The organism is Amphibiibacter pelophylacis, from assembly GCF_037688875.1.
Lineage (GTDB): Bacteria > Pseudomonadota > Gammaproteobacteria > Burkholderiales > Burkholderiaceae_C > Amphibiibacter > Amphibiibacter pelophylacis.
This window is the reverse complement of the sequence record NZ_JAWDIE010000001.1, coordinates 1-24,138: the sequence shown is the minus strand read 5'-3', so window position 1 is coordinate 24,138 and position 24,138 is coordinate 1. Positions and strand designations below refer to the sequence as shown.

Below are 24,138 nucleotides of genomic sequence, written 5' to 3'. Positions count from 1 at the left end.
GCTTGATCCGCAAAAAGAAAAGACAGCCGGTCAGTTTACCGCCGCCGCCTGAGTCGCTGCCGCAGGGGCCGCTGCCGGTTCACGCTTGAGCCGGGTATCGATCCAGCGCAGCAGATCGCCCCACATGGCGCCGCTTTCGGCCTCGGCGATGCGGCTTTCGTGCTTGAGCTCGATGGTCACCACCGGCACGCCGCGCACCAGGCCGCCGTAATTGCCCAGCGAGCCGGGGTAGACACCCAGCTGGTCCAGAAAGAGGCTGCCCAGTTTGCTGGGCGGCTTTTGCGGGCCGTCGAAATCCAGCAGACCGTAGGGCGCGTGCACCGAAACGACCAGGTCGGGGCGAAATTCGCCGATCTGGTCCAGCACCCAGGAGGTTTCGGGCTCGGACGCCGCCGACGGGCCGGGGAAGCGGCGCGGGTCCTTGCGTGTGGTCTTTTCCCAGTAGTGCGCGGCCTTGGCCACCCAGTCTTCGGTGGGGAAGTTGCGGTTCAGATCCACCCCATGCGCGTTGACGCGGGTGGGCGGGCTGTGCAGCAGGCCGTCGGGGTTGACCAGCGGCGCCATGCGCCAGACGATGCCCGGCGCCGGGTGCTCGCGGGCGCGGCGCACCCAGTCGAACACCAGCGTGGACGCTGACATTTCATCGCCATGAATGGCGCCCAGCACCAGCACGCGCAGTGGCCGGGTGCCCGATGTGGCCGGAATGTCGGTGTACCACAGCGAGCGGCCCTGCACGGAGCGCCCCTTCCCGGGCACGTAGCGGCCCTCCTGGCAGCGCTGCTGCGGCGTGCCGGGCAGGCGTGGCACGATTTCTTCGCACCAGGCGTCACGGGCGCGCGCGATGCTGGGGCTGTCCGGATCGTCCTGGGCGACAGGCGCTGACGGTGGCACAGGCACAACGGGGTCTGGCGCAGGCGCTGTCCCGGGCGACGGGTAGGCCGGGCCGCTCTGCGCCAGCGTGGGCGCAGCCGCAACCGCCTGGGGCGCAGGACCGGCCAGACGCCAGAAGGCCCAGCCCACAAGAAGGATTGCCCCCGCAACCGGGAGCCATTTTTTGATGCGCACGCGTCTCTTTGCCGAATCACGGAAACCGGCGCGGGGCCGGCACAGAAGTGCTGCAGATTTTAAGGGCGCGCGCTGGCAAGACCCGCATTCGGGGGTCGGTTTTTGCCGCGCGGGCTTGGGGCGCGTGGCAAAAAAGGGCAAAATAGCACTGCAATCTTGATTGACCAAGCTTTGCCCTGCTTTTCCTCCCTGAGCAGGCATGCGACGTGATCGCATGTTCATGCCCCAGCTTAGGCTGGGGTTTTTTATTTTTGCCCGCTCTTCCCTCTTCTTCCACTTCAGGATCGCGCCCGCGCCATGGACATTGCCTACCTGTCGGTCAAAACGCTGCACATCATCTTCGTAGCGGCCTGGTTTGCCGGGCTGTTTTACCTGCCGCGCCTTCTGGTCAATCTGGCCATGGTGCCCGACGACAGCCACGCCGAGCGCGAGCGTCTGCTGCTGATGGCGGGCAAGCTGCACCGTTTTTCGCACATGTTGATGGGTGCGGCGATCGTTTTTGGCCTGGTGCTGTGGCTGCACTTTGGCATCGGCCAGGGCAAGGGCTGGGTCCACGCCAAGCTGGTGCTGGTGGTTCTGGCCATCATTTACCAGATGGCGTGCAAGCGCCTGCTGGCCGGTTTCGAGGCACGCACCAACACGCGCAGCCACGGCTGGTACCGCGTGTTCAACGAAGTCGCCATCGTGCTGTTTGCCGCGATTGTGGCGCTGGCGGTGTTCAAGCCCTTCTGAACTCTTACAATCCCGCGATGAATTATTTCGAGCGCCACATCTTCTTCTGCACCAACCAGCGCGATAACGGCGAGCGCGCCTGCGCCCAGTTCGACGCCAACGCCCTGCTGGAAACCTGCAAGGTGGCGGTCAAAACGGGCGACCTGGCCGGGCCGGGCAAAGTCCGTGTGAGCAAGGCCGGCTGCCTGGGCCGCTGCGCGGGCGGGCCGGTGGCCGTGGTCTACCCCGAAAGCACCTGGTACAGCTTTGTCGACCGCGACGACGTGCTGGAGGTGGTCGAAGAGCACCTGCGCCACGGCCGCGTGGTCGAGCGCCTGGTGCTGCCCGACAGCGTCGGGGTCTGAGGCGCATCGCCCTGTTTTCATGAACAGCCAGACCCAGCTGATCAAACTGACCGGGCCGGCCGGCGTTCTGGCCTGCGCCGTAGACCGCCCGGCCAGCGCCGAACAGGGCCTGGCCCTGCTCTGCCACCCCCACCCGCTGCATGGCGGCACGATGGACAACAAGGTCGTGCAGACGTTGGCGCGCGCCTTCGTGCAGCTGGGCTACCGCTGCGTGCGCTTCAACTTCCGGGGCGTGGGTGAATCGCAGGGCGTGTGGGACGAAGGCCGGGGCGAAATCGACGATGCGCTGGCTGTGCTGGCCGCCTCGCGCGACCCGGCCCGGCCGGACAGCCCGATCATGGTCGCCGGATTCTCGTTTGGCGCTTACGTCGCCAGCCACGTCATGCAGCGCCGCCAGCAGGCGGGCGATGCGCTGCTGCCCGGCGTGCTGGTCGGCACCGCCGTCACGCGCTTTGCGGTCGCCGGTGTACCGCAGGACACCCTGCTGATCCACGGCCAGGCCGACGATGTCGTGCCGCTCGATCCCGTTCTGGCTTTTGCGGGCGAGCACCAGCTGCCCGTCACCGTGATGCCCGGCGCCGGACATTTTTTCCACGGCCAGCTGGCCGCGCTGCGCACCACCATCCAGCAGGGCTGGCTGGGCCGCGTGGCGCTGCGCCAGCTCGCGCCCCGATGACCCTTTCTTAGCCGCTGACTGTGTCCATGAACCGTTCCTCCCTGACCCGAACCACCCTGTCGGCCGCCACGGCCCTGTCGCTGGCGCTCAGTGCGCTGGCCCTGCCCGCAGCCGCCCAGAACATGCCCAAGCCCGCCGGTGCCGCCACGGCGGCGGTGGTGACGGCCACGGGCGTGCCTGCTCCAGCCGTCGCGGCGCCGATCAAGCCGCCCGAAATCGCGGCCAAATCGTATTTCCTGCTGGACGTGTCCAGCAACCAGGTGCTGGCCGATCACAACGCCGACGTCCGGGCCGACCCCGCTTCGCTGACCAAGCTGATGACGGCTTACGTCGTTTTTGACGCCCTCAAGCAGAAGAAAATCAGCCTGGACCAGCGCCTGCCCGTGTCGCAGAAGGCCTGGGACGAGCGCAAATACGGCAGTTCGCTGATGTTCATCGATCCCAAGATGACGCCGACGGTGGACCAGCTGCTCAGCGGCCTGATCATCCAGAGCGGCAATGACGCCGCCGTGGCACTGGCCGAGGGCGTGGCCGGCTCCACCGACGTCTTCGTGCAGATGATGAACGCGCAGGCCAAGGCCTGGGGTCTGGCCAACACCCAGTTCGCCAACCCGACCGGGCTGACGCAGGAAGGCCACTACAGCAGCGCCCGCGACATCGCCACCATCGCCACGCGCATCATCCGCGACTTCCCCGAGTACTACCACTACTACTCGACGCGCGAGTACACCTTCAACAACATCAAGCAGCCCAACCGCAACCAGCTGCTCTACCGCGACCCGACGGTGGACGGCATGAAAACCGGCTACACCAGCGCCGCCGGTTACTGCCTGGTGGCCACGGCCAAGCGCGCCCTGCCCAACGGCAACCGCCGCGTCATGAGCGTGGTCATGGGCACGGCCAGCATGGCCGCGCGCGCCAACGAGGCGCAGAAGCTGCTCAACTGGGGCTACCAGGCCTTTGATTTCGTTCGCCTCTTCGACAAGGACGCGACCATCAGCGTGGCGCCCGTTTGGCAGGGCAAGGACAGCGAAGTCAGCCTTCGCACGCGCGGCGGCTATCCCGTCTACGTCAGCGTGCCGCGCGGTGAGGCGCAGAAGCTCAAATCAGGCATCGAGCGCCTGGATCCGCTGGTCGCGCCGCTGGCCAAGGATCAGAAGGTCGGTCTGCTCAAAGTCACCACCGCCAGCGGCGCGCCCGTGGCGCAGTTCGATCTGGTCACGTCCAATCCCGTAGAGCAGGCCGGACTTTTCGGCCGCCTGTGGGACAGCCTGCGGATGCGTCTGAAATGGTGAGCGAGCCCAATCCCGGCAGCACGCCTTCCCCTGAAACAGGCCCCACCGGCCCCGCGCAGGACAGCCTGATCGAATACCCGTGCGTCTTCCCGATCAAGGTGATGGGCGTGAAGCACGACGATCTAGTCGGCGCTTTGAGCGCCGTGGCGCGCGACACCGATCCCAGCTTCGACCCCAGCACGCTGGAGCTTCGCCCCAGCAGCAAAGGCACCTACCTGGGCGTGACGCTGAACGTGCGCGTCGAAAACCGCGAGCAGCTGGACAACCTGTACCGCACACTGTCCAGCCACCCGCTGGTCCGGGTGGTGCTGTAAGGCCAGCGGCGTGGACGCGGCGCCCGTCAGTCCACCCGTGGCGCCTTGCGCCGTTGTCCGTCATCTGGGCGAGGCCGATTACGCCGCCACCTTCGCCGCCATGGTCGAGTTCACGGCCCAGCGCGGCGCGGACACGCCGGACGAGATCTGGGTCTGCAGCCACCCGCCCGTCTACACCCAGGGCGTGGCGGGCCTGCCCGAACACCTGCTGCGCGACACCGGCATTCCCGTGGTGCGCAGCAACCGGGGCGGGCAGATCACTTACCACGGCCCCGGACAGATCGTCATTTACCCGCTGCTGCACCTGGGGCGGCTGGGTCTCTTTGTGCGCACCTACGTCAAGCGCCTGGAAGAAGCGCTGATCCTGACCTTGGCCGATTTCGGTCTGGCGGGCGAGCGCGCCGCCGGTGCGCCTGGCGTTTACGTGCGCAGCGGGCCGCCGCAGGATTCATTCTCAGCAGAGGCTGGCGCCGCGCCGCTGGCCGGTCTGCAGAAAATCGCCGCGCTGGGCGTCAAGGTGTCGCGCCAGTGCAGCTACCACGGCCTGGCGCTGAACGTCGCCATGGATTTGTCCCCTTTTGACGCCATCAACCCCTGCGGCTACGCCGGGCTGGTGACCACCGACATGGCCCGCCAGGGCGTCCACGCCGACCCGGCGCTGGTGGCGCAGCGTCTGGTCGAGCACCTGATCGCGCAACTGATGCCGCCCAAAACCCCATGCTGATTTTCGCCAACCCTGACCACGCGGCGCACTGTGGCCGTTTCGAGATGTTCCGCGGCCGCCAGGTGCCCTGCCACGAGGTGCCTGCGCGCCTGGACCAGGTGCTGGCCGAGCTGGAACGCCGCCGCTTCTGCGCCCCCGGGGGGCCAGCCGCCCTGCGCGAACCGCTGCCGCTGGAGCGTGCGCTGCTGGAACGCGTCCACGCGCCGCGCTACCTGGATTTTCTGGAAAACGCTTGGGGCGAATGGCTGGCGCTGGACCCGGCCAACGCCGCACTGGACGCCCTGCCCTCGGTCTGGCCGGTGCGCGGCTTTCGCAGCGACATTGCGCCGCAGAACTTCGCCGCGCGCATGGGTCTGTTCTCGTTTGATTCGGGCAGCCCGCTCACCGCAGGCACCTGGCGTGCCGCCTGGCAGGGTGCGGCCTGCGCCGCCAGCGCCGCGCAGGCGCTGCTGGGCGGTCCAACCGAAGATCGCCCCACCGCCACTCTGGCGCTGACGCGACCGCCCGGCCACCACGCCGGCCCCGACTTTTTCGGCGGTTACTGCTTCATCAACAACGCCGCCGTCGCCGCCGAAGCGCTGCTGGCGCAGGGCGCGCGCCGCGTCGCCATCCTGGACGTCGATTACCACCACGGCAACGGCACGCAGACGATTTTCGAAGCGCGCGCTGACATCCTCACCGTGTCACTGCACGGCGATCCGCGCACCGAATACCCCTTCTACCTGGGCCACGCCGACGAGCGTGGCACCGGCGCGGGTGAAGGCTTCAACCTGAACCTGCCGCTGCCCGCTGGCACCGGCTTTGACGCCTGGCGCCGTGCCCTGCACAGTGGCCTGCAGCGCGTCAGCGACCACGGCGCCGATGCGGTCATCGTGGCTTTGGGTGTGGACACCTTTGCGGGCGACCCAATCTCGCGCTTTGGCCTGGCGAGCCAGGATTACCTCACCCTCGGTGCCGACCTCGCCGGGCTGGGCCTGCCGCTGCTGTTCACGCTGGAGGGTGGCTACGCCGTCGCCGACATGGGCGTGAATGTGGTGAATGTGCTGGAAGGGGTGATGATCGCTGTGGCCTGAGCCCCTTCAGCGCTCACGCATAGGCATACGGCCCGCCCGCCGCCAGCGCCCGCTGCCAGGCGGGGCGGGCGTGGATGCGCGCCACGTAGTCGCGGATGGCCGGGTAGGGCGTCATGTCGGCGCGGCTGGCGGCGGCTTCCAGCGGGAAGCTCATCTGCACATCGGCGCCGGTGGGGTGATCGCCCGCCAGCCACTCGCGCCCGGCCAGCTCGTCGTTGACGTACTGCAGGTGGGTGCGCGTCTGCGGCCCGATGAAGGATTGCGTCACCTTGGCCACGATGCCTTTGGCGATGGGCCGGGCAAAAAACGGCATCGGCGCCTTGGCCACCTGGCCAAACACCAGGCCCAGCAGCAGCGGCGGCATGAGCGAGCCCTCAGCGTAATGCAGCCAGAATCGGTAGCGATCGAAATCGGGCGTCCCCGGCGCCGGTCGCCACAGCGGGTGTCCGCCCGGGCCACTGCGGTCGTAGTGATCCAGCAGGTATTCGACGATGTGGCCCGATTCGGCGATGACGGCGCCGCCCCGGTCCTCGTCCTGCAGCAGCGGCGATTTGCCCAAGGGATGAATCTGGCGCAGCCCTTCGGGCGCCAGCATCGTGGCGCTGTCGCGCGCCCAGGGCTGGATGCGGTAAGGCAGGCCCAGTTCTTCCAGCAGCCACAGGATGCGCTGCGAGCGCGAATTGTTCAGATGATGCAGCACCAGCATGACGTCCCTCCGGAAGGGTTGATTCGGAGGCGTCAGCGTAGCAGAGCGCGCCGGGCCGCTAAACTGCCCGGCCATGAGCCCTCTGCTTCTGCTGCCGGATTTCCTGCTGATCGCCCTGGGCTGCGCCCTGTGCCGGGGCACGGCGCTGAACCGCCCGGTGTGGGAAGGCGTCGAGCGTCTGGTGTATTTCGTGCTCTTCCCGGCGCTGCTGTTCCGCGCCAGCGCCACGGCGCAGATCAGCGCCTCGGACGCCCTGCACCTGGGCGGCGCGGGTCTGGGCCTGAGCACGCTGGGGGTTCTGGCGGCCTACAGCCTGAAGCGCTGGCCCGGCGTGGATGCCACGCTGCACGCCAGCGGCGCGCAGTGCGCCTTTCGCTTCAACAGCTATGTGGCGCTGGCGCTGGCCGACCGCATTTCGGGCACCGACGGCGTCGCCTGGACCGCGCTGCTGCTGGCGCTGTGCGTGCCGTTCTGCAACATCGCCGCTGTCTGGCCGCTGGCGCGGCACAGCGGGCAGAACTTCGCCCGCGAGCTGCTGCGCAATCCGCTGATCATCGGGACGCTGTCCGGGCTGCTGGTCAACGTGCTGGGCTGGCCGCTGCCGGGTCTGGCCGACATCACCCTGCAGCGCCTGGGCCAGGCCGCCGTACCGCTGGGCCTGATGGCCGTGGGTGCGGGCCTGCGCTTTGGCGCGCTGCGCGAAGGCTGGCCGCTGGCCGCCGCTTTTATGGGCATCCGCCACCTGCTGCTGCCGCTGGCGGCCATCGCCTGGGGCCTGATCGCCGGTCTGCCGCCGGGCCAGCAGGCCATGCTGGTGTGTTTCGCCGCGCTGCCCACGGCCAGCAGCGCTTTCGTGCTGGCCACGCGCATGGGCGGCAACGGGCCGTTCGTGGCGGGGCTGATCACGCTGTCCACGCTGCTGGCCCTGCCCGGCGTGCCACTGGCGCTGTGGGCGCTGTCACACGTCTCGCGTCTGATGGGTGCCTGACGGGCGCACGACGGGCGCGCACTGAACTTCACCCCAAAAGAGGCCTGATATGGATCGCCGACGCTTTCTTCAATCGTCCAGCCTGATCGCCGCAGCCACCGCGGCGGCGACGTTGCAGCCGACGGCGTGGGCCGCAGCAGCCCAGGTGCCCGCCTTGCCCATCCCGCCCCGGCTGGTTGCGGATGCGCAGGGCCGCGTCGTGCTGACCGCGCAAACGGGCACGTCGCGCCTGCGTGGCGCCCGCGCCACCGCCACCTGGGGCTTCAATGGCGCGCTGCTGGGCCCGGCGCTGGTGCTGCCGCGCGGCAAGCCGGTCACGGTCGAGGTGCGAAACCGGCTGCCGCAGCCCACCTCGCTGCACTGGCACGGCCTGCTGATTCCGGGCCGTGCCGATGGCGGGCCGGAATCGCCCATCGCGCCCGGGCAATCCTGGACGGCGCAGCTGCAGACCGATCAGCCCGCCGCCACGGCCTGGTACCACCCGCACCCGCACCACACCAGCGGCTTGCACGTCGCCATGGGGCTGGCCGGGCTGATCCTGATCGACGATCCGGACAGCGCCATCGCGGCCCTGCCGCAGCGCTGGGGCGTGGACGACATCCCCCTGGTGCTGCAGGACAAGCGCCTGAACGCCTCGGGCCAGATCGATTACCAGCTCGACGCCATGACCGCCGCCGTGGGCTGGTTTGGCGATCTGATGCTGACCAACGGCGTCGCTGCGCCGCAGCACCGCGCGCCCAGAGGCTGGCTGCGCCTGCGCCTGCTCAACGGCTGCAACGCCCGCACGCTGAATCTGGCCACCAGCGATGGCCGCACGCTGTACGTCATCGCCAGCGACGGCGGCTTTCTGGCCGAACCGGTGGCACTGAAGACGCTGGAGATACTCCCCGGCGAGCGCTTCGAGGTCATGGTCGATGCGCGCAGCGGCACGCCGTTTGATCTGCAGACGCGGCCCGTGATGCAAATGGGCATGACACTGCCGCCTTTTGATGCGCCCGTCACGCTGCTGCGCGTGCAGCCCGCTGGCGACGCGGGTCCGGGCCGCCTGCCCGACCGTCTGGCCACGCTGCCCGCCCTGCCCGGCGCCAGTGCCCTGAAAACGCTGACGCAGCGCCGCCTGGCGCTGTCCATGAACCCGATGCTGGACGCGCAGGGCATGCAGGCGCTGATGGCGCGCTACGGCATGCAAGCCATGGCCGGGATGCCCATGGATCACAGCAGTGGACATGGCGAACACGGCGCCATGAAGCTCGATCTGCACAGCGCCAATCTCATCAACGGCCAGGCGTTTGATGCGGCCCGGCCGCTGTTTGACGCCCGCGTGGGCCAGCCGGAACGCTGGACGATCACCGGCGCGGGCGACATGATGCGCCACCCTTTTCACATCCACGGCACGCAGTTCCGCATCCTGTCCGAAAACGGCCGCGCGCCCGCCGCACACCGCTGCGGCTGGAAAGACACCGTGCACGTCGAGAACGCAACCAGCGAAGTGCTGGTCCGCTTCACCCGCACGGCCGATCGCGCCAAGCCGTATATGGCGCACTGTCACGTGCTGGAGCACGAAGATACCGGCATGATGGCGGCTTTTACCGTCAGCGCCTGAAACCCATGGACAGCACGCCCACCCCTGCCCTGCGCATCGCCCTGCCCGCGCAGTGGCATTTCCGCACCGAACTGCCGCTCTACATTGAGCACGTCAACCACGGCCAGCACCTGGACAACGCGCGCCTGATCGGCCTTGTGGGCGAGGCGCGCGTGCGCCTGCTCCGGCACTGGGGCTACAGCGAAACGGATGTCGAAGGCGTGGGCATCGTCGTGCGCGACGTGGCGGCGCAGTACCGCGCCGAGGCCTTTTACGGCGACACGCTGTCTGTCGCCCTGGCCGTCGGCGCCCTGCGTCCGCACGGTTTTGATCTGGTCTGGCAGGTCAGTGCGCTGGCCACGCCCGAGCGACCCCAGACGCGCGAAATCGCCCGCGGCCGTCACGGCATTGTCTTTTTCGACTACGCCACACGCAGCAAGGCCAGGGTGCCGCACGCGTTTGCGGAGCGGGTGGCGGCCTTGCGGGAGGGCGATCAGCGCAGCCATCCACAAAAGCGCAGCGTATTGACAGTGCTGGCCATGCCAGGCGGGGAGAACATCGAATTCGATCCGCCCAAGCTGCAACTGGTCTCGCGCCCCGCTGATTTTTCGTGATGTTCATCCTGGACACCAACGTCGTATCAGAGCTGCGCAAAGCGGGCACGGCACGGATGCATCCGCAGGTTCAGGCGTGGGCGGACGGCGTGGATGCGGGCGATCTGTTTCTGTCCGCCATCACGGTCATGGAGCTGGAGCTGGGCATCCTGCAGCTCCAGCGCCGCGACAGGACGCAAGGCGATCTGCTGCGCGAGTGGCTGAGCGAGCGCGTTCTGCCCGAGTTTGGGCAGCGCATCCTGCCCGTCGATACCGCCGTGGCCCAGCGCTGTGCCCGGCTGCATGTCCCCGACCCCCGCGCCGAACGCGATGCCCTGATCGCCGCCACCGCACTGGTGCATGGCATGACAGTGGCGACCCGCAACGTGAACGATTTCAGACCGACCAGCGTGCAGCTCGTCTGCCCGTGGGATATTCCCGGCTGAGCCCGGCGCCCCTCACAACGCAATCAGCCCCACCGCCACAGCCGCCAGCGCCATGCCGGCCGCCTGCACGCGCCCGACGCGCTCGCCCAGCAGCAAGATGGCCAGGGCCACCGTCGCGACCGGGTAGAGCGAGGTGATGACGCTGGTGGTCGACAGCGCACCCAGCCCCAGGGCGTAGTAAACGCAGGCGTTGGCCAGCCCGTCCAGCACGCCGACCCATGCGCCCAGGCGCAACAGATCTCCGCCAGACTGCTTCGGGCGGGCCAACTGGGCCAACTGTGCCGACCGGGCCAGCGAGACGCAGCGGCGACGAACGATCCAGAACAGCAGCACCGCCCCCGTCGCCGTGCCCCGCGCGGCCAGCATGGGCCACAGACCGCCGCCCGCCGGGATGCGGTGGATGAGGAAAAAGCTCAGCGCAAACGCGCTCCCGGCCACGCAGGCCAGGCCCAGCACGGCGGGCGTCAGGCGCGGTGCGTCAGCGCAGACAGTGGTCGCCCGTTTGGGCGGCAGGCTGACCAGCACGATGGCCCCGAGCGCCAGCGCCACGCCCAGCAGCGCCAAAGCCGTGAGTGTCTCGCCCGCCAGCAGGCCCAGTCCCACCGGAATCGCCGCCGCCAGAACCGCCGTCACCGGCGACACCACGCTCATCGGGCCCTGCGCCAGCGCCGCGTAGAAAAACCCGATAGCCAGCGCCATCGACGCACCCGACAGCGCACCATAGAGCAGCGCCTCCGACGTCGGCTCACCGCCCAGCCACGGCGCAGCCAGCAGCAGGGCCAGCGCGGACACGGGGTAAGCCACCAGAATCACGTGCAGCACCGGATGACGGCGGCTGGCCAGGCCGCCCAGATAATCGCTGACGCCATAGGCCAGCGCGGCCACCAGGGCGAGGATGAGATTCACGGGGGCGGTCTCCGGGAAAGTGTCGTTGGGAACAGGTGCTGGATGCGGATCAAATGCGCCACAAAAAAACCCCGCCAGTCTCCCGGCGGGGTTTTTGAGCAGAGCCTGTCAGGCCGCCAGGATCACTCCTGGGCGGTGTCGCTGACCCCTTCTGCGGGGGCACCAGCGGCCAGGATTTCCTGTTCGGCGTCCACGCGGGCCAAGGCTTCCTGCGCTTCACGCAGGTCGTTGGCACGGCGCTCTTCGTCGTCCAGCTTGTCCTTGACCTTGCGCGCCTCGTGGAAGGCCAGGCCCGTTCCGGCGGGGATCAGGCGGCCGACGATGACGTTTTCCTTCAGGCCGCGCAGCTCGTCGCGCTTGCCCATGATGGCCGCCTCGGTGAGCACGCGGGTGGTTTCCTGGAAGGACGCCGCCGAGATGAAGCTGTCGGTGGACAGCGACGCCTTGGTGATGCCCAGCAGCACGTCGGCGTAGGTGGCCACCAGCTTGCCCTTGCGGGACAGGTCTTCGTTGGTCATCAGCAGTTCGGAACGCTCGATCTGTTCGCCGGTGATGTAGTTGCTGTCGCCCGGGTTGACGATCTGCACGCGGCGCAGCATCTGGCGAACGATCACCTCGATGTGCTTGTCGTTGATCTTCACACCCTGCAGGCGGTACACGTCCTGCACTTCATCGACGATGTAGCGCGCCAGTTCCTCGACACCCAGCAGGCGCAGGATGTCCTGCGGATCGGCCGGACCATCGACGATGTGCTCGCCCTTGTTCACCACCTGGCCTTCGTGCACCAGGATGTTCTTTTCCTTGGGCACCAGTTCCTCGTGGACCGTGCCTTCCGGACTGGTGATCTGCAGGCGCACCTTGCCTTTGGTTTCCTTGCCAAAAGAGACCGTGCCGGTCTGCTCGGCCAGGATGCCCTTGTCCTTGGGCGAACGGGCTTCGAACAGCTCGGCCACACGCGGCAGACCGCCGGTGATGTCGCGCGTCTTCTGACCTTCCATGGGGATGCGGGCCAGCACTTCACCGGGCAGCAGATCCTGTCCGTCGCGGACCTGGATCAGCGCGCCCACCGGGAAGCCGATCGTCACCGAGTGGTCGGTGCCGGGGATCTTCACCTCGTTGCCTGCCTCGTCCAGCAGCTTGACCTGCGGACGAACCACCTTGGCCGAACCACGGCGCTTCGGATCGATCACCACCAGCGTGGACAGGCCGGTCAGCTCGTCCACCTGCTTGGCCACGGTCACGCCCTCTTCCACGTTCTCGAAACGCGCCTTGCCAGCGAATTCCGTGATGATGGGGCGAGTCAGCGGATCCCAGTTGGCCAGCACCTTGCCGGCCTTGATGGTCTCGTCCGGGCGGATGTTCAGCAGGGCGCCGTAAGGCACCTTGTGACGCTCGCGCTCGCGACCGTGCGGGTCGGTAATGACGATTTCGCCCGAGCGCGAAATGACGACCAGCTCGTTCTTGCCGTTGGTGACGTAGCGCATCGTGGCGTTGAAGCCGATGATGCCGTCCGATTTGGCTTCGACGCTGGAGGCCACCGCCGCGCGCGAGGCCGCGCCGCCGATGTGGAAAGTCCGCATCGTCAGCTGCGTGCCCGGCTCGCCGATGGACTGCGCGGCGATCACGCCGACCGCCTCACCGCCGTTGACCAGGCCGCCCCGGCCCAGATCGCGGCCATAGCACTTGGCGCACAGGCCGTAGCGCGTGTCGCAGGTCAGGGGCGTGCGCACCTTGACTTCGTCCACGCCAGCGGCTTCCAGCACGTCCAGCACGTCCTCGTCCAGCATCACACCGGCGTTAACCAGCAGCTCCTGCGTTTCGGGGTTGAGCACTTCCGTCGCGGTGACACGGCCCAGGATGCGGTCGCGCAGCGATTCGATGACGTCGCCGCCCTCGACCAGCGCGCGCATGGCAAAGCCGTTGGACGTGCCGCAATCCTGTTCGGTCACGACCAGATCCTGCGTCACATCGACCAGACGGCGCGTCAGGTAGCCCGAGTTCGCGGTCTTCAGCGCCGTATCCGCAAGGCCCTTGCGGGCGCCGTGGGTGGAGATGAAGTACTGCAGCACGTTCAGGCCTTCACGGAAGTTGGCCGTGATGGGCGTCTCGATGATGGAGCCGTCGGGCTTGGCCATCAGGCCCCGCATCCCGGCCAGCTGGCGGATCTGCGCGGCCGACCCGCGCGCGCCCGAGTCCGCCATCATGTAGATCGAGTTGAACGATTCCTGATCCACCTCGTTGCCGTGGCGGTCGATGACCTTCTGCTTGGCCAGCTGGCTCATCATGACCTTGCCGACCTCGTCACCGGTCTTGCCCCAGATGTCCACGACCTTGTTGTAGCGCTCGCCCGCGGTCACGAGACCGGATGTGTACTGCTTCTCGATCTCCTTGACCTCGGCTTCAGCGCGCTCGATCAGGGCCTGCTTCTGCGGCGGAACCAGCATGTCGTCGATGGCGATCGAAATGCCGGCGCGCGTCGCCAGACGGAAACCGCTTTGCAGCAGCTTGTCGGCCAGCACCACGGTTTCTTTCAGGCCGCACTTGCGGAAGGAGGCGTTGATCAGGCGCGATATTTCTTTCTTCTTCAGCGCCTTGTTGATGTTGGCGAAAGGCAGACCCTTGGGCAGGATTTCGGAGAGCAGCGCGCGGCCCACGGTCGTGGAAACCAGCTTGGTCTCGGGCACGAACTCGTTGCTGTCACGGCTGCGCACCCACTCGGTCAGGCGCACGTTGATGCGCGCGGTGACCTCGATCACGCCGTTGGCCAGAGCGCGGTCGACTTCCCCGATGTCGGAGAAAATCATGCCCTCGCCCTTGCCGTTGATGCGCTCGCGGGTGGCGTAATACAGGCCCAGCACCACGTCCTGCGACGGCACGATGGAGGGCTCGCCCGAGGCCGGGAACAGCACGTTGTTGGACGCCAGCATCAGCGCGCGGGCCTCCATCTGCGCCTCGATGGACAGCGGCACGTGAACGGCCATCTGGTCACCGTCAAAGTCGGCGTTGAAGGCCGAGCAGACCAGCGGGTGCAGCTGGATGGCCTTGCCTTCGATCAGCACGGGCTCAAACGCCTGGATACCCAGGCGGTGCAGCGTCGGCGCGCGGTTGAGCATGATGGGGTGCTCTTTGATCACCTCTTCCAGGATGTCCCAGACCACCGGCGTGCCGGATTCGACTTCCTTCTTGGCCGCCTTGATGGTGGTGGCCACGCCCATGGCTTCCAGGCGCGAGAAGATGAACGGCTTGAACAGCTCCAGCGCCATCAGCTTGGGCAGACCGCACTGGTGCAGCTTGAGCGTCGGACCCACGGTAATCACCGAACGGCCCGAGTAATCGACGCGCTTGCCCAGCAGGTTCTGGCGGAAACGGCCGCCCTTGCCCTTGATCATGTCGGCCAGCGACTTCAGCGCACGCTTGTTGGCGCCCGTCATGGCCTTGCCCCGGCGGCCGTTGTCCAGCAGCGAGTCAACGGCTTCCTGCAGCATGCGCTTTTCGTTGCGCACGATGATCTCGGGCGCCTTCAGCTCCAGCAGGCGGGCCAGGCGGTTGTTGCGGTTGATGACGCGGCGGTACAGGTCGTTCAGATCAGACGTCGCAAAGCGGCCCCCGTCCAGCGGCACGAGCGGACGCAGGTCGGGCGGCAGCACGGGCAGCACGTCCATGACCATCCACTGCGGCTTGATGCCGGATTTCTTGAAGGCTTCCATCACCTTGAGGCGCTTGGAATTCTTCTTGACCTTCAGTTCCGAGCCGGTCATGTCGCCGCGCAGGCGCTCGATCTCGGTGTCGAGATCGATGTCGGCCAGCAGCTTCTGGATGCCTTCGGCGCCCATCATGGCGATGAACTCGTCGCCGTACTCTTCGACCTTGGCCTCGTACTCGTCCTCGGACATGATGCTGAACTTCTTCAGCGGCGTCATGCCGGGATCGACCACCACATAGGCTTCAAAGTAAAGCACGCGTTCGATGTCGCGCAGCGTCATGTCGAGCACGAGACCCAGACGGCTGGGCAGCGACTTCAGGAACCAGATGTGCGCGCACGGCGCCGCCAGGTCGATGTGACCCATGCGGTCGCGGCGCACATTGGCCTGCGTGACTTCCACGCCGCACTTCTCGCAGATCACGCCCTTGTGCTTGAGGCGCTTGTACTTGCCGCACAGGCACTCGAAATCCTTGATCGGGCCGAAAATCTTGGCGCAGAACAGGCCGTCGCGCTCGGGCTTGAAGGTGCGGTAGTTGATCGTTTCGGGTTTTTTGACTTCGCCAAACGACCACGACCGGATTTTCTCCGGTGAGGCCAGGCCAATGCGGATGGCATCGAAATGCTCTTCGTCCGGGGTCAGCTGCTTGAACAGGTCCAGTAGGCCTCTCATGCTTCTCTCCTGAAAAATTGAATCGGATGACGCAGCATCACGCGTTGTTCTTGACGAGTTCGATGTCCAGGCCCAGGGAACGGATTTCCTTGATCAGCACATTGAACGACTCGGGCATGCCCGCGTGGATGGCGTGTTCGCCCTTGACGATGTTCTCGTACACCTTGGTGCGGCCGTTGACGTCGTCGGACTTGACGGTGAGCATTTCCTGCAGCACGTAGGACGCGCCATAGGCTTCCAGCGCCCACACTTCCATCTCGCCGAAACGCTGGCCGCCGAACTGCGCCTTGCCGCCCAGCGGCTGCTGGGTCACCAGGCTGTACGGGCCGGTCGAGCGCGCGTGCATCTTGTCGTCCACCAGGTGGTGCAGCTTGAGCACATGCATGTAGCCGACAGTGACCGGGCGCTCGAACTGCTCGCCAGTGCGGCCGTCGCACAGCCAGGCCTGGGTGCGCGTGTCAGTCAGGCCCTTCAGTTTGGCGATCTCGTCCGGGTAGGCCAGCTTGAGCATGCCGCGGATCTCGGCCTCGGAAGCGCCATCGAACACCGGCGTCGCGAACGGCACGCCGTTCTGCAGGTTGGTCGCCATTTCGACGACTTCCCTGTCGGTCAGCTGGGCGATGTCCTCGGCCTTGCCACCGCTGCGGTTGTACAGCTCGTCGAAGAACTTGCGCAGCTCGGCCACGCGCGTCTGCTCCTGCTGCAGCATGGTGTTGATGCGCTGGCCGATGCCCTTGCCAGCCCAGCCCAGGTGAACTTCCATCACCTGCCCGACGTTCATGCGCGAAGGCACACCCAGCGGATTGAGCACGATGTCCACCGGCGTGCCGTCGGCCATGTAAGGCATGTCTTCCAGCGGCGTGATCTTGGAGACCACACCCTTGTTGCCGTGACGGCCGGCCATCTTGTCGCCGGGCTGCAACCGGCGCTTGACGGCCAGGTAGACCTTGACCATTTTGAGCACGCCCGCCGGCAGCTCGTCGCCCTGCGTCAGCTTGGTGCGCTTTTCTTCAAAAGCGACATCGAAACCATGGCGCGTCTGTTTGAGCGCGTTCTTGGCACTTTCCAGCTGGTTGGCGACTTCCTCTTCCGCCGGGCGGATGTCGAACCAGTGGTGACGGTCCATGCTGCCCAGGTAATCGGCCGTGATGGCCGTGCCCTTGGTCAGCTTGTTGGGGCCCCCGTTGGCGATCTTGCCCAGGAGCAGCTTCTCGATACGCTCGAAGGCATCGGCTTCCACGATGCGCATCTGGTCGTTCAGGTCCAGCCGGTAGCGCTTCAGCTCGTCATCGATGATCTGCTGGGCGCGCTTGTCGCGATCGATGCCTTCGCGGGTGAAGACCTGCACGTCGATGACGGTCCCCTGCGTGCCCTGGTCCACGCGCAGCGACGTGTCTTTCACGTCGGAGGCCTTCTCGCCAAAGATGGCGCGCAGCAGCTTTTCTTCCGGCGTCAGGCTGGTTTCGCCCTTGGGCGTGACTTTGCCGACCAGCACGTCGCCGGGGTTGACTTCAGCACCGATAAAGACGATGCCCGACTCGTCCAGGCGGCTGAGCTGGTGCTCGGACAGGTTGGGGATGTCGCGGGTGATTTCCTCGCTGCCCAGCTTGGTGTCGCGGGCCATGACCACCAGTTCCTCGATGTGGATCGAGGTGTAGCGGTCTTCGGCGACGACGCGCTCGCTGATCAGGATCGAGTCTTCGAAGTTGTAGCCGTTCCAGGGCATGAAGGCGACCAGCATGTTCTGGCCCAGCGCCAGTTCGCCCAGGTCGGTCGAGGCGCCATCAGCGATGATGTCCTCGGCCTGCACCCGGTCACCGCGACGCACAATGGCGCGCTGGTGGATGTTGGTGTTCTGGTTGGAGCGGTGGTACTTGATCAGGTTGTAGATGTCCACGCCGACTTCGCCAGCGACGGTTTCATCGTCGTTCACGCGGATCACGATGCGGTTGGTGTCGACGTAATCGACAAAACCGCCCCGGCGCGCCGTGACCACAGTGCCGCTGTCCTTGGCCGCCACGCGCTCGACGCCCGTGCCGACCAGCGCCTTTTCGGGGCGCAGCGTGGGCACAGCCTGGCGCTGCATGTTGGCACCCATCAGTGCGCGGTTCGCGTCATCGTGCTCCAGGAAGGGCACGAGCGAGGCCGCCACCGACACGATCTGCGTCGGCGCCACGTCGATGTACTCGATGCGGTCGGGCGTGGTCAGCACCGGCTCGCCGTTCTCGCGAGCCGAGACCAGCTCATCGATCAGGCGGCCGTCTTCGCTCAGGGCCGCGTTGGCCTGGGCGATGACGAAGTGACCTTCCTTGATGGCCGACAGATAGTCGATCTGGTCGGTGACCTTGCTGTCGATCACGCGGCGGTAGGGCGTTTCCAGGAAGCCGTAATCGTTCAGGCGGGCGTAGAGCGCCAGCGAGTTGATCAGGCCGATGTTCGGGCCTTCCGGCGTTTCGATGGGGCAGACGCGGCCGTAGTGCGTGGGGTGCACGTCGCGGACTTCGAAGCCCGCGCGCTCGCGCGTCAGACCGCCCGGGCCCAGAGCCGAGACGCGGCGCTTGTGCGTGATCTCGGACAGCGGGTTGGTCTGGTCCATGAACTGCGACAGCTGGCTGGCACCGAAGAACTCCTTGAGCGCCGCAGAAATCGGCTTGGAGTTGATCAGGTCGTGCGGCATCAGGGCTTCGGTTTCGGCCTGGCCCAGACGCTCTTTCACGGCCTTCTCGATGCGCGCCAGGCCACTGCGATACTGGTTTTCGGCCAGTTCGCCCACGCAGCGCACGCGGCGGTTGCCCAGGTGGTCGATGTCATCGACCTGGCCCTTGCCGTTGCGCAGATCCACCAGGATCTTGACGACGGCCAGGATGTCCTCGTTGGACAGCGTCATGGCGCCCTCAGAGCCCTCACGGCCGATGCGCGCATTGAACTTCATGCGGCCCACACGGCTGAGGTCGTAGGTGTCTTCGCTGTAGAACAGGCGGTTGAAGAGCAGCTCGACGGCGTCTTCCGTCGGCGGCTCGCCGGGGCGCATCATGCGGTAGATGGCGATGCGTGCGGCCATCTGGTCGGCGGTGTCATCGGCGGCCAGCGTCTGGCTGATGTAGGCGCCACGGTCAAGTTCGTTGGTGTAGAGGCACTCCAGCGTGGTGATTCCCGCGTCGCGCAGCTTCTGCGCCAGCGCTTCGGTCAGCTCTTCGTTGGCGCGGGCGACGACTTCGCCCGTGCTGCGGTCGACCACATCACGGGCCAGAATGCGGCCCAGGACAAAGTCTTCCGGCACCGAAATCTGCGAGATGCCCGCCTGCTCCATCTGGCGGATGTGGCGTGCGGTGATTCGCTTTTCCTTCTCGACAATGATTTCGCTGTCCTTGCCGACGATGTCAAAGCGGGCGATTTCACCCTTGAGGCGGTCGGCCACGAAATCCATGCGCGCGCCAGTGTCTTCCAGCGTGAAACGGTCGAAATCGAAGAAGGTGGACAGGATGTCTTCGTTGCCCATGCCGATGGCCTTGAGCAGCGTGGTCACCGGCATCTTGCGGCGGCGGTCGACGCGGAAGTAGAGGAAATCTTTCGGATCGAACTCGAAATCCAGCCACGAACCGCGGTAAGGAATGATGCGCGCGCCAAACAGCAGCTTGCCGCTGGAGTGCGTCTTGCCTTTGTCGTGCTCGAAGAACACGCCGGGGCTGCGGTGCAGCTGCGACACGATCACACGCTCGGTGCCGTTGATGATGAAGGAACCAAAGTCAGTCATCAGGGGCACCTCGCCCATGTAGACCTCTTGTTCCTTGATTTCCTTGACGGTTTTGGCCTGTGGGCTTTCGCGGTCGTAGATCACCATGCGCAGGCGGGCGCGTACCGCCGAGCCGAACGTCAGACCCCGGATCTGGCACTCGCGCGTGTCAAAAGCGGGCTTGCCCAGCGAGTACTCGAGGTACTGCATCTCGACCAGGCCGTTGTGCGACACGATGGGGAAGGCCGACAGGAAAGCGGCCTGCAGGCCTTCCGGCTTGCGCAATTTGGGAGGGGTATCGGCCTGCAGGAAGGCGCGGTAGGCTTCGCGCTGCATCGACAGCAGGTAGGGCACTTCAAGCACGCTGGGGCGCTTGCCGAAATTTTTTCGGATGCGCTTGCGCTCGGTGTAGGAATAGGCAGGAGATTGCGCCATGAGAACTCCGTGTCAGTTGCCGGGTGGCAATTGGGGGCGTCGTTGGCGACTGGACGTGCACGGGGGCGTGCGTCAGCTTGGTACCTGGCCTCTACCAGGTGCTGGCGGACAACCCTGGCCTTGCACCAGAGTTCGACCAAACCGGTTCTTTGCAGTCGGATCAAAGAACAGTTGAAAGACCACCTGATCCAGCTCCGCCTGCAAGGCAGGCTGCCGGATGGGCTTTCAAATGTACTGGAATCGAAGCAGGATGTGGGGCGCGTTAACCGCCAAAACGCCACCAGGCCTGTTTGTGACAGGCCAAGTGGCGAATTATCACACACAAAACAGCGCCGCACTGCACCGGAGCACAGGCGCGGCGACTGCCGCAGGTGTTACTTGAGCTCGACCTTGGCGCCAGCTTCTTCCAGCTTCTTCTTGGCGGCTTCGGCGTCGGCCTTGGGCATGCCTTCCTTGACGGTCTTGGGCGCGCCATCGACGAGGTCCTTGGCTTCTTTCAGGCCCAGACCGGTGATTTCGCGCACGGCCTTGATCACGGAGACTTTCTGTGCGCCAGCTTCGGTCAGAACGACGTCGAAGTCGGTCTTTTCCTCAACGGCAGCAGCAGCGCCACCGCCCGCAGCAGCGGGAGCGGCCATGGCAGCGGCGGACACGCCAAACTTCTCTTCGATGGCTTTCACCAGGTCGTTGAGTTCCATCACGGACATGCTGTCCAGAGCGGTCAAAAAGGCATCTTTATCGAAAGACATGATGTTTCCTTGGGTTTCAGGGGGCGGTCCGGGAAATGTGGACGTGCCCCAAAGAGAAAAATGAAATCAGGCGGCAGCCTGTTCGCGTTGCTCGGCCACGGCCGCCAGCACGCGCGCCATGCGCGAAACGGGCGACTGCATCAGACCCAGCAGCTGGGCCAGCAGCACTTCCTTGCTCGGGATGGCAGCCAGCGCTTTCACGCCATCCGCATCCAGGGCCTTGCCCGCGTACGAGCCGCCCGTGATCACCAGCTTGCTGTTGGTCTTGGCGAAATCCGCCATGACCTTGGCCGCGGCCACGGGGTCCTGCGAAAAACCATAAATCAGCGGGCCCACCATTTTGTCCGCCACCCCTTCGAAGGGGGTGCCAGCGACAGCGCGGCGCGCCAAGGTGTTTTTCAGCACGTGAAAGTACACCCCTGCTTCGCGGGCCTGCTTGCGCAGCCCGGTCAGGTTTTCCACAGTGAGGCCACGATATTCGGCCAGAGCCAGTGTCTGCGCCGATTTGGCCTGCTCGACCACTTCGGCGATCACGGCCGCCTTTTCATTGCGATTGAGACTCATGGTCTGCTCCTCACGATGATAGTCACACACAGCCCTGCTTATGCGGGGCTGCACCCTTGCGACGAACTGTGGCCATCACGTGCGCCAGGCTGTGGGGCCTGTCTCTCATGAAACCAGCGGGTTCGCCATCTGCGCTGGGCGGACTTCCTGCGAAGCCCCAATTAAGCTTTTGAAAGACTCCAAAGAGCCTGACGCGAGCCCCAACGGTCTTGGATGACCCCGGTTGCCCGGGCCCACCACTCACGGCCGCTGCGCCGCGAAGCGCAGCAGCCAGTTTTCAACAATCAGGCAGCCGGCTGAAGCGCGATGCTGCTGATGTCCACGCGTACGCCCACGCCCATGGTGGACGACACGGCCACCTTGCGCAGGTACACGCCCTTGCTGGTGGCCGGTTTGGCCTTGGTCAGCGCTTCCATCAAGGCGGCCAGGTTGCCCTGGAGCTTGTCAGCGCTGAACGAGCGACGGCCGATGGTGCTGTGCACGATGCCGGATTTGTCCACACGGAACTGCACCTGACCGGCCTTGGCGTTTTTCACCGCTTGGGCCACGTCCGGGGTCACCGTGCCGACCTTGGGGTTGGGCATCAGGCCGCGCGGCCCCAGGATCTGGCCCAGCGTACCGACAACGCGCATGGCGTCCGGTGCGGCGATGACCACGTCAAAGGGCATGTCGCCCGCCTTGACGCGCTCGGCCAGGTCTTCCATACCGACGATGTCTGCACCAGCGGCTTTGGCTTCGTCCGCCTTGGCGCCTTGAGCGAACACGGCGACGCGCTTGGTTTTGCCGGTGCCGTTGGGCAGCACAACGGCGCCACGCACCACCTGGTCGGATTTCTTGGGGTCGATGCCCAGCTGGATGGCCACGTCGATGGATTCATCGAACTTGGCCGTGGCGCATTCAGCCACCAGACCCAGCGCATCGCCAATGGCGTACAGCTTGGTCGACTCGATCTTGCCCGCGTAGGTTTTCTCGCGTTTGGTCAGCTTGGCCATATCAGAAGCCCTCCACATTGATGCCCATGGAACGGGCCGAACCGGCGATGGTGCGCACGGCGGCGTCCATGTCGGCGGCAGTCAGATCCTTCATCTTGGTCTTGGCGATTTCTTCCACCTGGGCGCGCGTCAGACGGCCGACCTTGTCGGTGTGCGGACGGGCTGAGCCCTTGTCCAGCTTGGCGGCTTTTTTCAGCAGCACGGTCGCCGGGGGCGTCTTGATGACGAAGGTGAAAGATTTATCGGCGAAGGCCGTGATGACCACGGGCAGCTTCAGTCCGGGCTCGACGCCCTGGGTCTGCGCGTTGAACGCCTTGCAGAACTCCATGATGTTGAGGCCGCGCTGACCCAGTGCCGGGCCGACGGGGGGAGAGGGGTTGGCTTTGCCTGCAGGAATCTGCAGCTTGATGAAGCCGACAATTTTCTTGGCCATGTGTACTCCTGTCGAGTCTTAACGCTGTCGCCCGAAAGCGGATCAGCTCCTCGTCCTGTGGCCTCGGACCGGCGCACAGGCACCGGCAGCGGAACACCTGACGCCGGGCCACCCCGCGTCAGGCTGCAAAACTCAAACTTTTTCGACCTGGCCGAAATCCAGCTCGACCGGCGTGGCACGGCCAAAAATGGTCACGGCCACACGCACCTTGGATTTCTCGTAGTTGACATCCTCGACCGTGCCATTGAAATCGGCAAACGGACCTTCCTTGACGCGGACCACTTCGCCCGTCGTCCACTCGACCTTGGGACGCGGCTTCTCGGCGCCCTCCTGCATCTGGTTGACGATCTTGTTGACTTCGGCCTGCGAGATCGGCGCCGGACGGTTGCGCACACCACCGACAAAACCGGTGACCTTGCTGGTGTTTTTCACGAGGTGCCAGGAATCATCATCCATATGCATCTCGACCAGTACGTAGCCCGGGAAGAAGCGGCGCTCGGTGACCGATTTCTTGCCGTTTTTCAGCTCGACCACTTCTTCGGTCGGCACCAGGATGCGGCCGAAGCGGTCCTGCATGCCCGCGCGCTCGATGCGCTCGCGCAGGTTGCGCTCGACGGCTTTTTCCATGCCCGAGTACGCGTGGACGACATACCACTTCAGCGTCGGCACGGTGGCAGACGGCACAGCCCCCGGAGCGCTCTGGGCGCCTTCAGGCAGCAGGGAGTCGGTCGTGTCGGTCATGGATTACCTTTCTCAGATCGTGCGGTCACTGTGTCCAGCCCAGAATCAGGCGGTAGAGCACGAATTCGACGATTTTGTCGCTCAGCCACAGGTAGAGCGCCACCACCAGAACGAAGGCGAAAACATAGCCGGTCAACTGCAGCGATTCATTGCGCTTCGGCCAGACCATCTTGCCGACTTCTTTCCAGGAATCGCGGGCAAACCCTACGAGACGGCGCCCGGCATCGGCGTAAAAAAACGTCGCTGCTGCCAGCACCAGGCCGGCCAAGAAGGACAGCACGCGCTGCCAGCCCGGCTGCGAGGCCAGAACATAGTAGGCCCCAACGCCCAGAATCACCCAGACCGCCACCATCACGAGCAGGAATTTCTCCTTGCCCGGGGTCACCGTCTGCGCTTCAGTCACATTGGCCATGAAACAACCTTTGAACAAGACAGCAAGCCCGAAGACCTGACGGTCTTTCGGGCCAAGCCTTAAACGGCAGTGCTGTCATAGAAGGGCACAAGGCCCTTCGTCAACAGATGGCAGGGGCGGAGGGAATCGAACCCCCGACCTTCGGTTTTGGAAACCGGCGCTCTACCAATTGAGCTACACCCCTGCGGCAGGCGACCTTGCGGCCGCCCGGAAAACAGATTACTCGATGACCTTGGCCACAACGCCAGCGCCCACCGTGCGA

Annotated in this window: 22 protein-coding genes and 1 tRNA gene; 11 read left to right on the top strand and 12 right to left on the bottom strand. The window is 65.7% G+C overall.

What is annotated here, in order from left to right; genetic code table 11:
- Positions 1–30: 30 nt before the first annotated feature.
- Complete coding sequence (locus tag RV045_RS00115; RefSeq protein WP_423233720.1) at positions 31–1,065, bottom strand: M14 family zinc carboxypeptidase; 1,035 nt, start codon at positions 1,063–1,065, stop codon at positions 31–33.
- A 297-nt stretch (positions 1,066–1,362) separates the two neighbouring features.
- Between RV045_RS00115 and RV045_RS00110 the strand changes: the two genes are divergently transcribed.
- The 7 genes from RV045_RS00110 (at position 1,363) to RV045_RS00080 (ending at position 6,223) form a co-directional block, all read left to right on the top strand.
- Entirely contained in the window at positions 1,363–1,797 is a 435-nt protein-coding gene (locus RV045_RS00110) for a CopD family protein (protein WP_423233719.1), read from the top strand.
- 17 nt (positions 1,798–1,814) lie between these two features.
- On the top strand, positions 1,815–2,141 hold the full coding sequence (locus RV045_RS00105) for a (2Fe-2S) ferredoxin domain-containing protein (RefSeq protein ID WP_423233718.1): 327 nt from the start codon (positions 1,815–1,817) through the stop codon (positions 2,139–2,141).
- A gap of 19 nt (positions 2,142–2,160) precedes the next feature.
- Positions 2,161–2,817 (top strand): alpha/beta hydrolase, encoded by a 657-nt coding sequence (locus tag RV045_RS00100; RefSeq protein WP_423233717.1) that lies wholly within the window; start codon positions 2,161–2,163, stop codon positions 2,815–2,817.
- A 122-nt stretch (positions 2,818–2,939) separates the two neighbouring features.
- The gene (locus tag RV045_RS00095) at positions 2,940–4,112 is read left to right on the top strand and encodes a D-alanyl-D-alanine carboxypeptidase family protein (RefSeq protein ID WP_423233949.1); all 1,173 of its coding nucleotides are present in this window, start codon (positions 2,940–2,942) and stop codon (positions 4,110–4,112) included.
- Positions 4,106–4,426: an HP0495 family protein gene (locus RV045_RS00090; protein ID WP_423233716.1), complete on the top strand. Its 321-nt coding sequence runs from the start codon at positions 4,106–4,108 to the stop codon at positions 4,424–4,426. The genes RV045_RS00095 and RV045_RS00090 overlap by 7 nt, the downstream gene beginning before the upstream one ends.
- Positions 4,427–4,436: 10 nt before the next feature.
- Positions 4,437–5,150, top strand: a complete 714-nt coding sequence (gene lipB / locus RV045_RS00085; RefSeq protein ID WP_423233715.1) for a lipoyl(octanoyl) transferase LipB — start codon at positions 4,437–4,439, stop codon at positions 5,148–5,150.
- Positions 5,144–6,223, top strand: coding sequence for a histone deacetylase family protein (locus RV045_RS00080; protein WP_423233714.1), 1,080 nt, complete (start codon positions 5,144–5,146; stop codon positions 6,221–6,223). The genes lipB and RV045_RS00080 overlap by 7 nt, the downstream gene beginning before the upstream one ends.
- Positions 6,224–6,236: 13 nt before the next feature.
- On the opposite strand, the gene RV045_RS00075 is transcribed toward RV045_RS00080, so the two are convergent.
- Positions 6,237–6,929 (bottom strand): glutathione S-transferase, encoded by a 693-nt coding sequence (locus tag RV045_RS00075; protein WP_423233713.1) that lies wholly within the window; start codon positions 6,927–6,929, stop codon positions 6,237–6,239.
- A gap of 73 nt (positions 6,930–7,002) precedes the next feature.
- On the opposite strand from RV045_RS00075, the gene RV045_RS00070 reads away from it, so the two are divergent.
- From RV045_RS00070 to RV045_RS00055, 4 genes are read left to right on the top strand one after another with little or no spacing between them, the layout of a single operon-like run.
- Positions 7,003–7,917, top strand: a complete 915-nt coding sequence (locus RV045_RS00070; protein ID WP_423233712.1) for an AEC family transporter — start codon at positions 7,003–7,005, stop codon at positions 7,915–7,917.
- A 49-nt stretch (positions 7,918–7,966) separates the two neighbouring features.
- Positions 7,967–9,520, top strand: a complete 1,554-nt coding sequence (gene cueO, locus RV045_RS00065) for a multicopper oxidase CueO (RefSeq protein WP_423233711.1) — start codon at positions 7,967–7,969, stop codon at positions 9,518–9,520.
- A 5-nt stretch (positions 9,521–9,525) separates the two neighbouring features.
- Positions 9,526–10,113: an acyl-CoA thioesterase gene (locus tag RV045_RS00060; RefSeq protein ID WP_423233710.1), complete on the top strand. Its 588-nt coding sequence runs from the start codon at positions 9,526–9,528 to the stop codon at positions 10,111–10,113.
- Positions 10,110–10,538: a type II toxin-antitoxin system VapC family toxin gene (locus RV045_RS00055; RefSeq protein ID WP_423233709.1), complete on the top strand. Its 429-nt coding sequence runs from the start codon at positions 10,110–10,112 to the stop codon at positions 10,536–10,538. Before RV045_RS00060 ends, RV045_RS00055 begins: the two co-directional genes overlap by 4 nt.
- A 12-nt stretch (positions 10,539–10,550) precedes the next feature.
- On the opposite strand, the gene RV045_RS00050 is transcribed toward RV045_RS00055, so the two are convergent.
- The 10 genes from RV045_RS00050 to RV045_RS00005 form a co-directional block, all read right to left on the bottom strand.
- The gene (locus RV045_RS00050) at positions 10,551–11,444 is read right to left on the bottom strand and encodes an EamA family transporter (RefSeq protein WP_423233708.1); all 894 of its coding nucleotides are present in this window, start codon (positions 11,442–11,444) and stop codon (positions 10,551–10,553) included.
- A gap of 122 nt (positions 11,445–11,566) precedes the next feature.
- A complete protein-coding gene (gene rpoC, locus RV045_RS00045; RefSeq protein WP_423233707.1) occupies positions 11,567–15,817 on the bottom strand; it encodes a DNA-directed RNA polymerase subunit beta' in 4,251 nt (1,416 codons plus the stop codon).
- Positions 15,818–15,854: 37 nt separating this feature from the next.
- Positions 15,855–19,985, bottom strand: a complete 4,131-nt coding sequence (rpoB, locus tag RV045_RS00040; RefSeq protein ID WP_423233706.1) for a DNA-directed RNA polymerase subunit beta — start codon at positions 19,983–19,985, stop codon at positions 15,855–15,857.
- A 374-nt stretch (positions 19,986–20,359) separates the two neighbouring features.
- On the bottom strand, positions 20,360–20,734 hold the full coding sequence (gene rplL, locus RV045_RS00035) for a 50S ribosomal protein L7/L12 (RefSeq protein ID WP_423233705.1): 375 nt from the start codon (positions 20,732–20,734) through the stop codon (positions 20,360–20,362).
- 66 nt (positions 20,735–20,800) lie between these two features.
- The gene (gene rplJ, locus RV045_RS00030) at positions 20,801–21,298 is read right to left on the bottom strand and encodes a 50S ribosomal protein L10 (RefSeq protein WP_423233704.1); all 498 of its coding nucleotides are present in this window, start codon (positions 21,296–21,298) and stop codon (positions 20,801–20,803) included.
- 284 nt (positions 21,299–21,582) lie between these two features.
- Positions 21,583–22,290: a 50S ribosomal protein L1 gene (rplA, locus tag RV045_RS00025; protein ID WP_423233703.1), complete on the bottom strand. Its 708-nt coding sequence runs from the start codon at positions 22,288–22,290 to the stop codon at positions 21,583–21,585.
- A gap of 1 nt (position 22,291) precedes the next feature.
- Positions 22,292–22,723 (bottom strand): 50S ribosomal protein L11, encoded by a 432-nt coding sequence (gene rplK, locus RV045_RS00020; protein WP_423233702.1) that lies wholly within the window; start codon positions 22,721–22,723, stop codon positions 22,292–22,294.
- Between the two features lie 132 nt (positions 22,724–22,855).
- Complete coding sequence (gene nusG / locus RV045_RS00015) at positions 22,856–23,464, bottom strand: transcription termination/antitermination protein NusG (protein WP_423233701.1); 609 nt, start codon at positions 23,462–23,464, stop codon at positions 22,856–22,858.
- A gap of 25 nt (positions 23,465–23,489) precedes the next feature.
- Positions 23,490–23,876: a preprotein translocase subunit SecE gene (gene secE, locus RV045_RS00010; RefSeq protein WP_423233700.1), complete on the bottom strand. Its 387-nt coding sequence runs from the start codon at positions 23,874–23,876 to the stop codon at positions 23,490–23,492.
- 108 nt (positions 23,877–23,984) lie between these two features.
- Positions 23,985–24,060, bottom strand: a tRNA-Trp gene (locus RV045_RS00005).
- Positions 24,061–24,138: the final 78 nt, after the last annotated feature.

Excerpts from the sequence above, each read along its gene's own strand:
- rplJ (WP_423233704.1), bottom strand. The coding sequence starts at position 21,298 with ATGAGTCTCAATCGCAATGAAAAGGCGGCCGTGATCGCCGAAGTGGTC.
- secE (WP_423233700.1), bottom strand. The coding sequence starts at position 23,876 with ATGGCCAATGTGACTGAAGCGCAGACGGTGACCCCGGGCAAGGAGAAA.
- RV045_RS00060 (WP_423233710.1), top strand. The coding sequence starts at position 9,526 with ATGGACAGCACGCCCACCCCTGCCCTGCGCATCGCCCTGCCCGCGCAG.
- RV045_RS00100 (WP_423233717.1), top strand. The coding sequence starts at position 2,161 with ATGAACAGCCAGACCCAGCTGATCAAACTGACCGGGCCGGCCGGCGTT.
- cueO (WP_423233711.1), top strand. The coding sequence starts at position 7,967 with ATGGATCGCCGACGCTTTCTTCAATCGTCCAGCCTGATCGCCGCAGCC.
- RV045_RS00075 (WP_423233713.1), bottom strand. The coding sequence starts at position 6,929 with ATGCTGGTGCTGCATCATCTGAACAATTCGCGCTCGCAGCGCATCCTG.
- rplK (WP_423233702.1), bottom strand. The coding sequence starts at position 22,723 with ATGGCCAAGAAAATTGTCGGCTTCATCAAGCTGCAGATTCCTGCAGGC.
- rpoB (WP_423233706.1), bottom strand. The coding sequence starts at position 19,985 with ATGGCGCAATCTCCTGCCTATTCCTACACCGAGCGCAAGCGCATCCGA.
- RV045_RS00090 (WP_423233716.1), top strand. The coding sequence starts at position 4,106 with ATGGTGAGCGAGCCCAATCCCGGCAGCACGCCTTCCCCTGAAACAGGC.
- RV045_RS00080 (WP_423233714.1), top strand. The coding sequence starts at position 5,144 with ATGCTGATTTTCGCCAACCCTGACCACGCGGCGCACTGTGGCCGTTTC.
- rplL (WP_423233705.1), bottom strand. The coding sequence starts at position 20,734 with ATGTCTTTCGATAAAGATGCCTTTTTGACCGCTCTGGACAGCATGTCC.
- rplA (WP_423233703.1), bottom strand. The coding sequence starts at position 22,290 with ATGGCCAAGCTGACCAAACGCGAGAAAACCTACGCGGGCAAGATCGAG.
- RV045_RS00110 (WP_423233719.1), top strand. The coding sequence starts at position 1,363 with ATGGACATTGCCTACCTGTCGGTCAAAACGCTGCACATCATCTTCGTA.
- RV045_RS00105 (WP_423233718.1), top strand. The coding sequence starts at position 1,815 with ATGAATTATTTCGAGCGCCACATCTTCTTCTGCACCAACCAGCGCGAT.
- nusG (WP_423233701.1), bottom strand. The coding sequence starts at position 23,464 with ATGACCGACACGACCGACTCCCTGCTGCCTGAAGGCGCCCAGAGCGCT.
- rpoC (WP_423233707.1), bottom strand. The coding sequence starts at position 15,817 with ATGAGAGGCCTACTGGACCTGTTCAAGCAGCTGACCCCGGACGAAGAG.
- RV045_RS00095 (WP_423233949.1), top strand. The coding sequence starts at position 2,940 with ATGCCCAAGCCCGCCGGTGCCGCCACGGCGGCGGTGGTGACGGCCACG.
- RV045_RS00070 (WP_423233712.1), top strand. The coding sequence starts at position 7,003 with ATGAGCCCTCTGCTTCTGCTGCCGGATTTCCTGCTGATCGCCCTGGGC.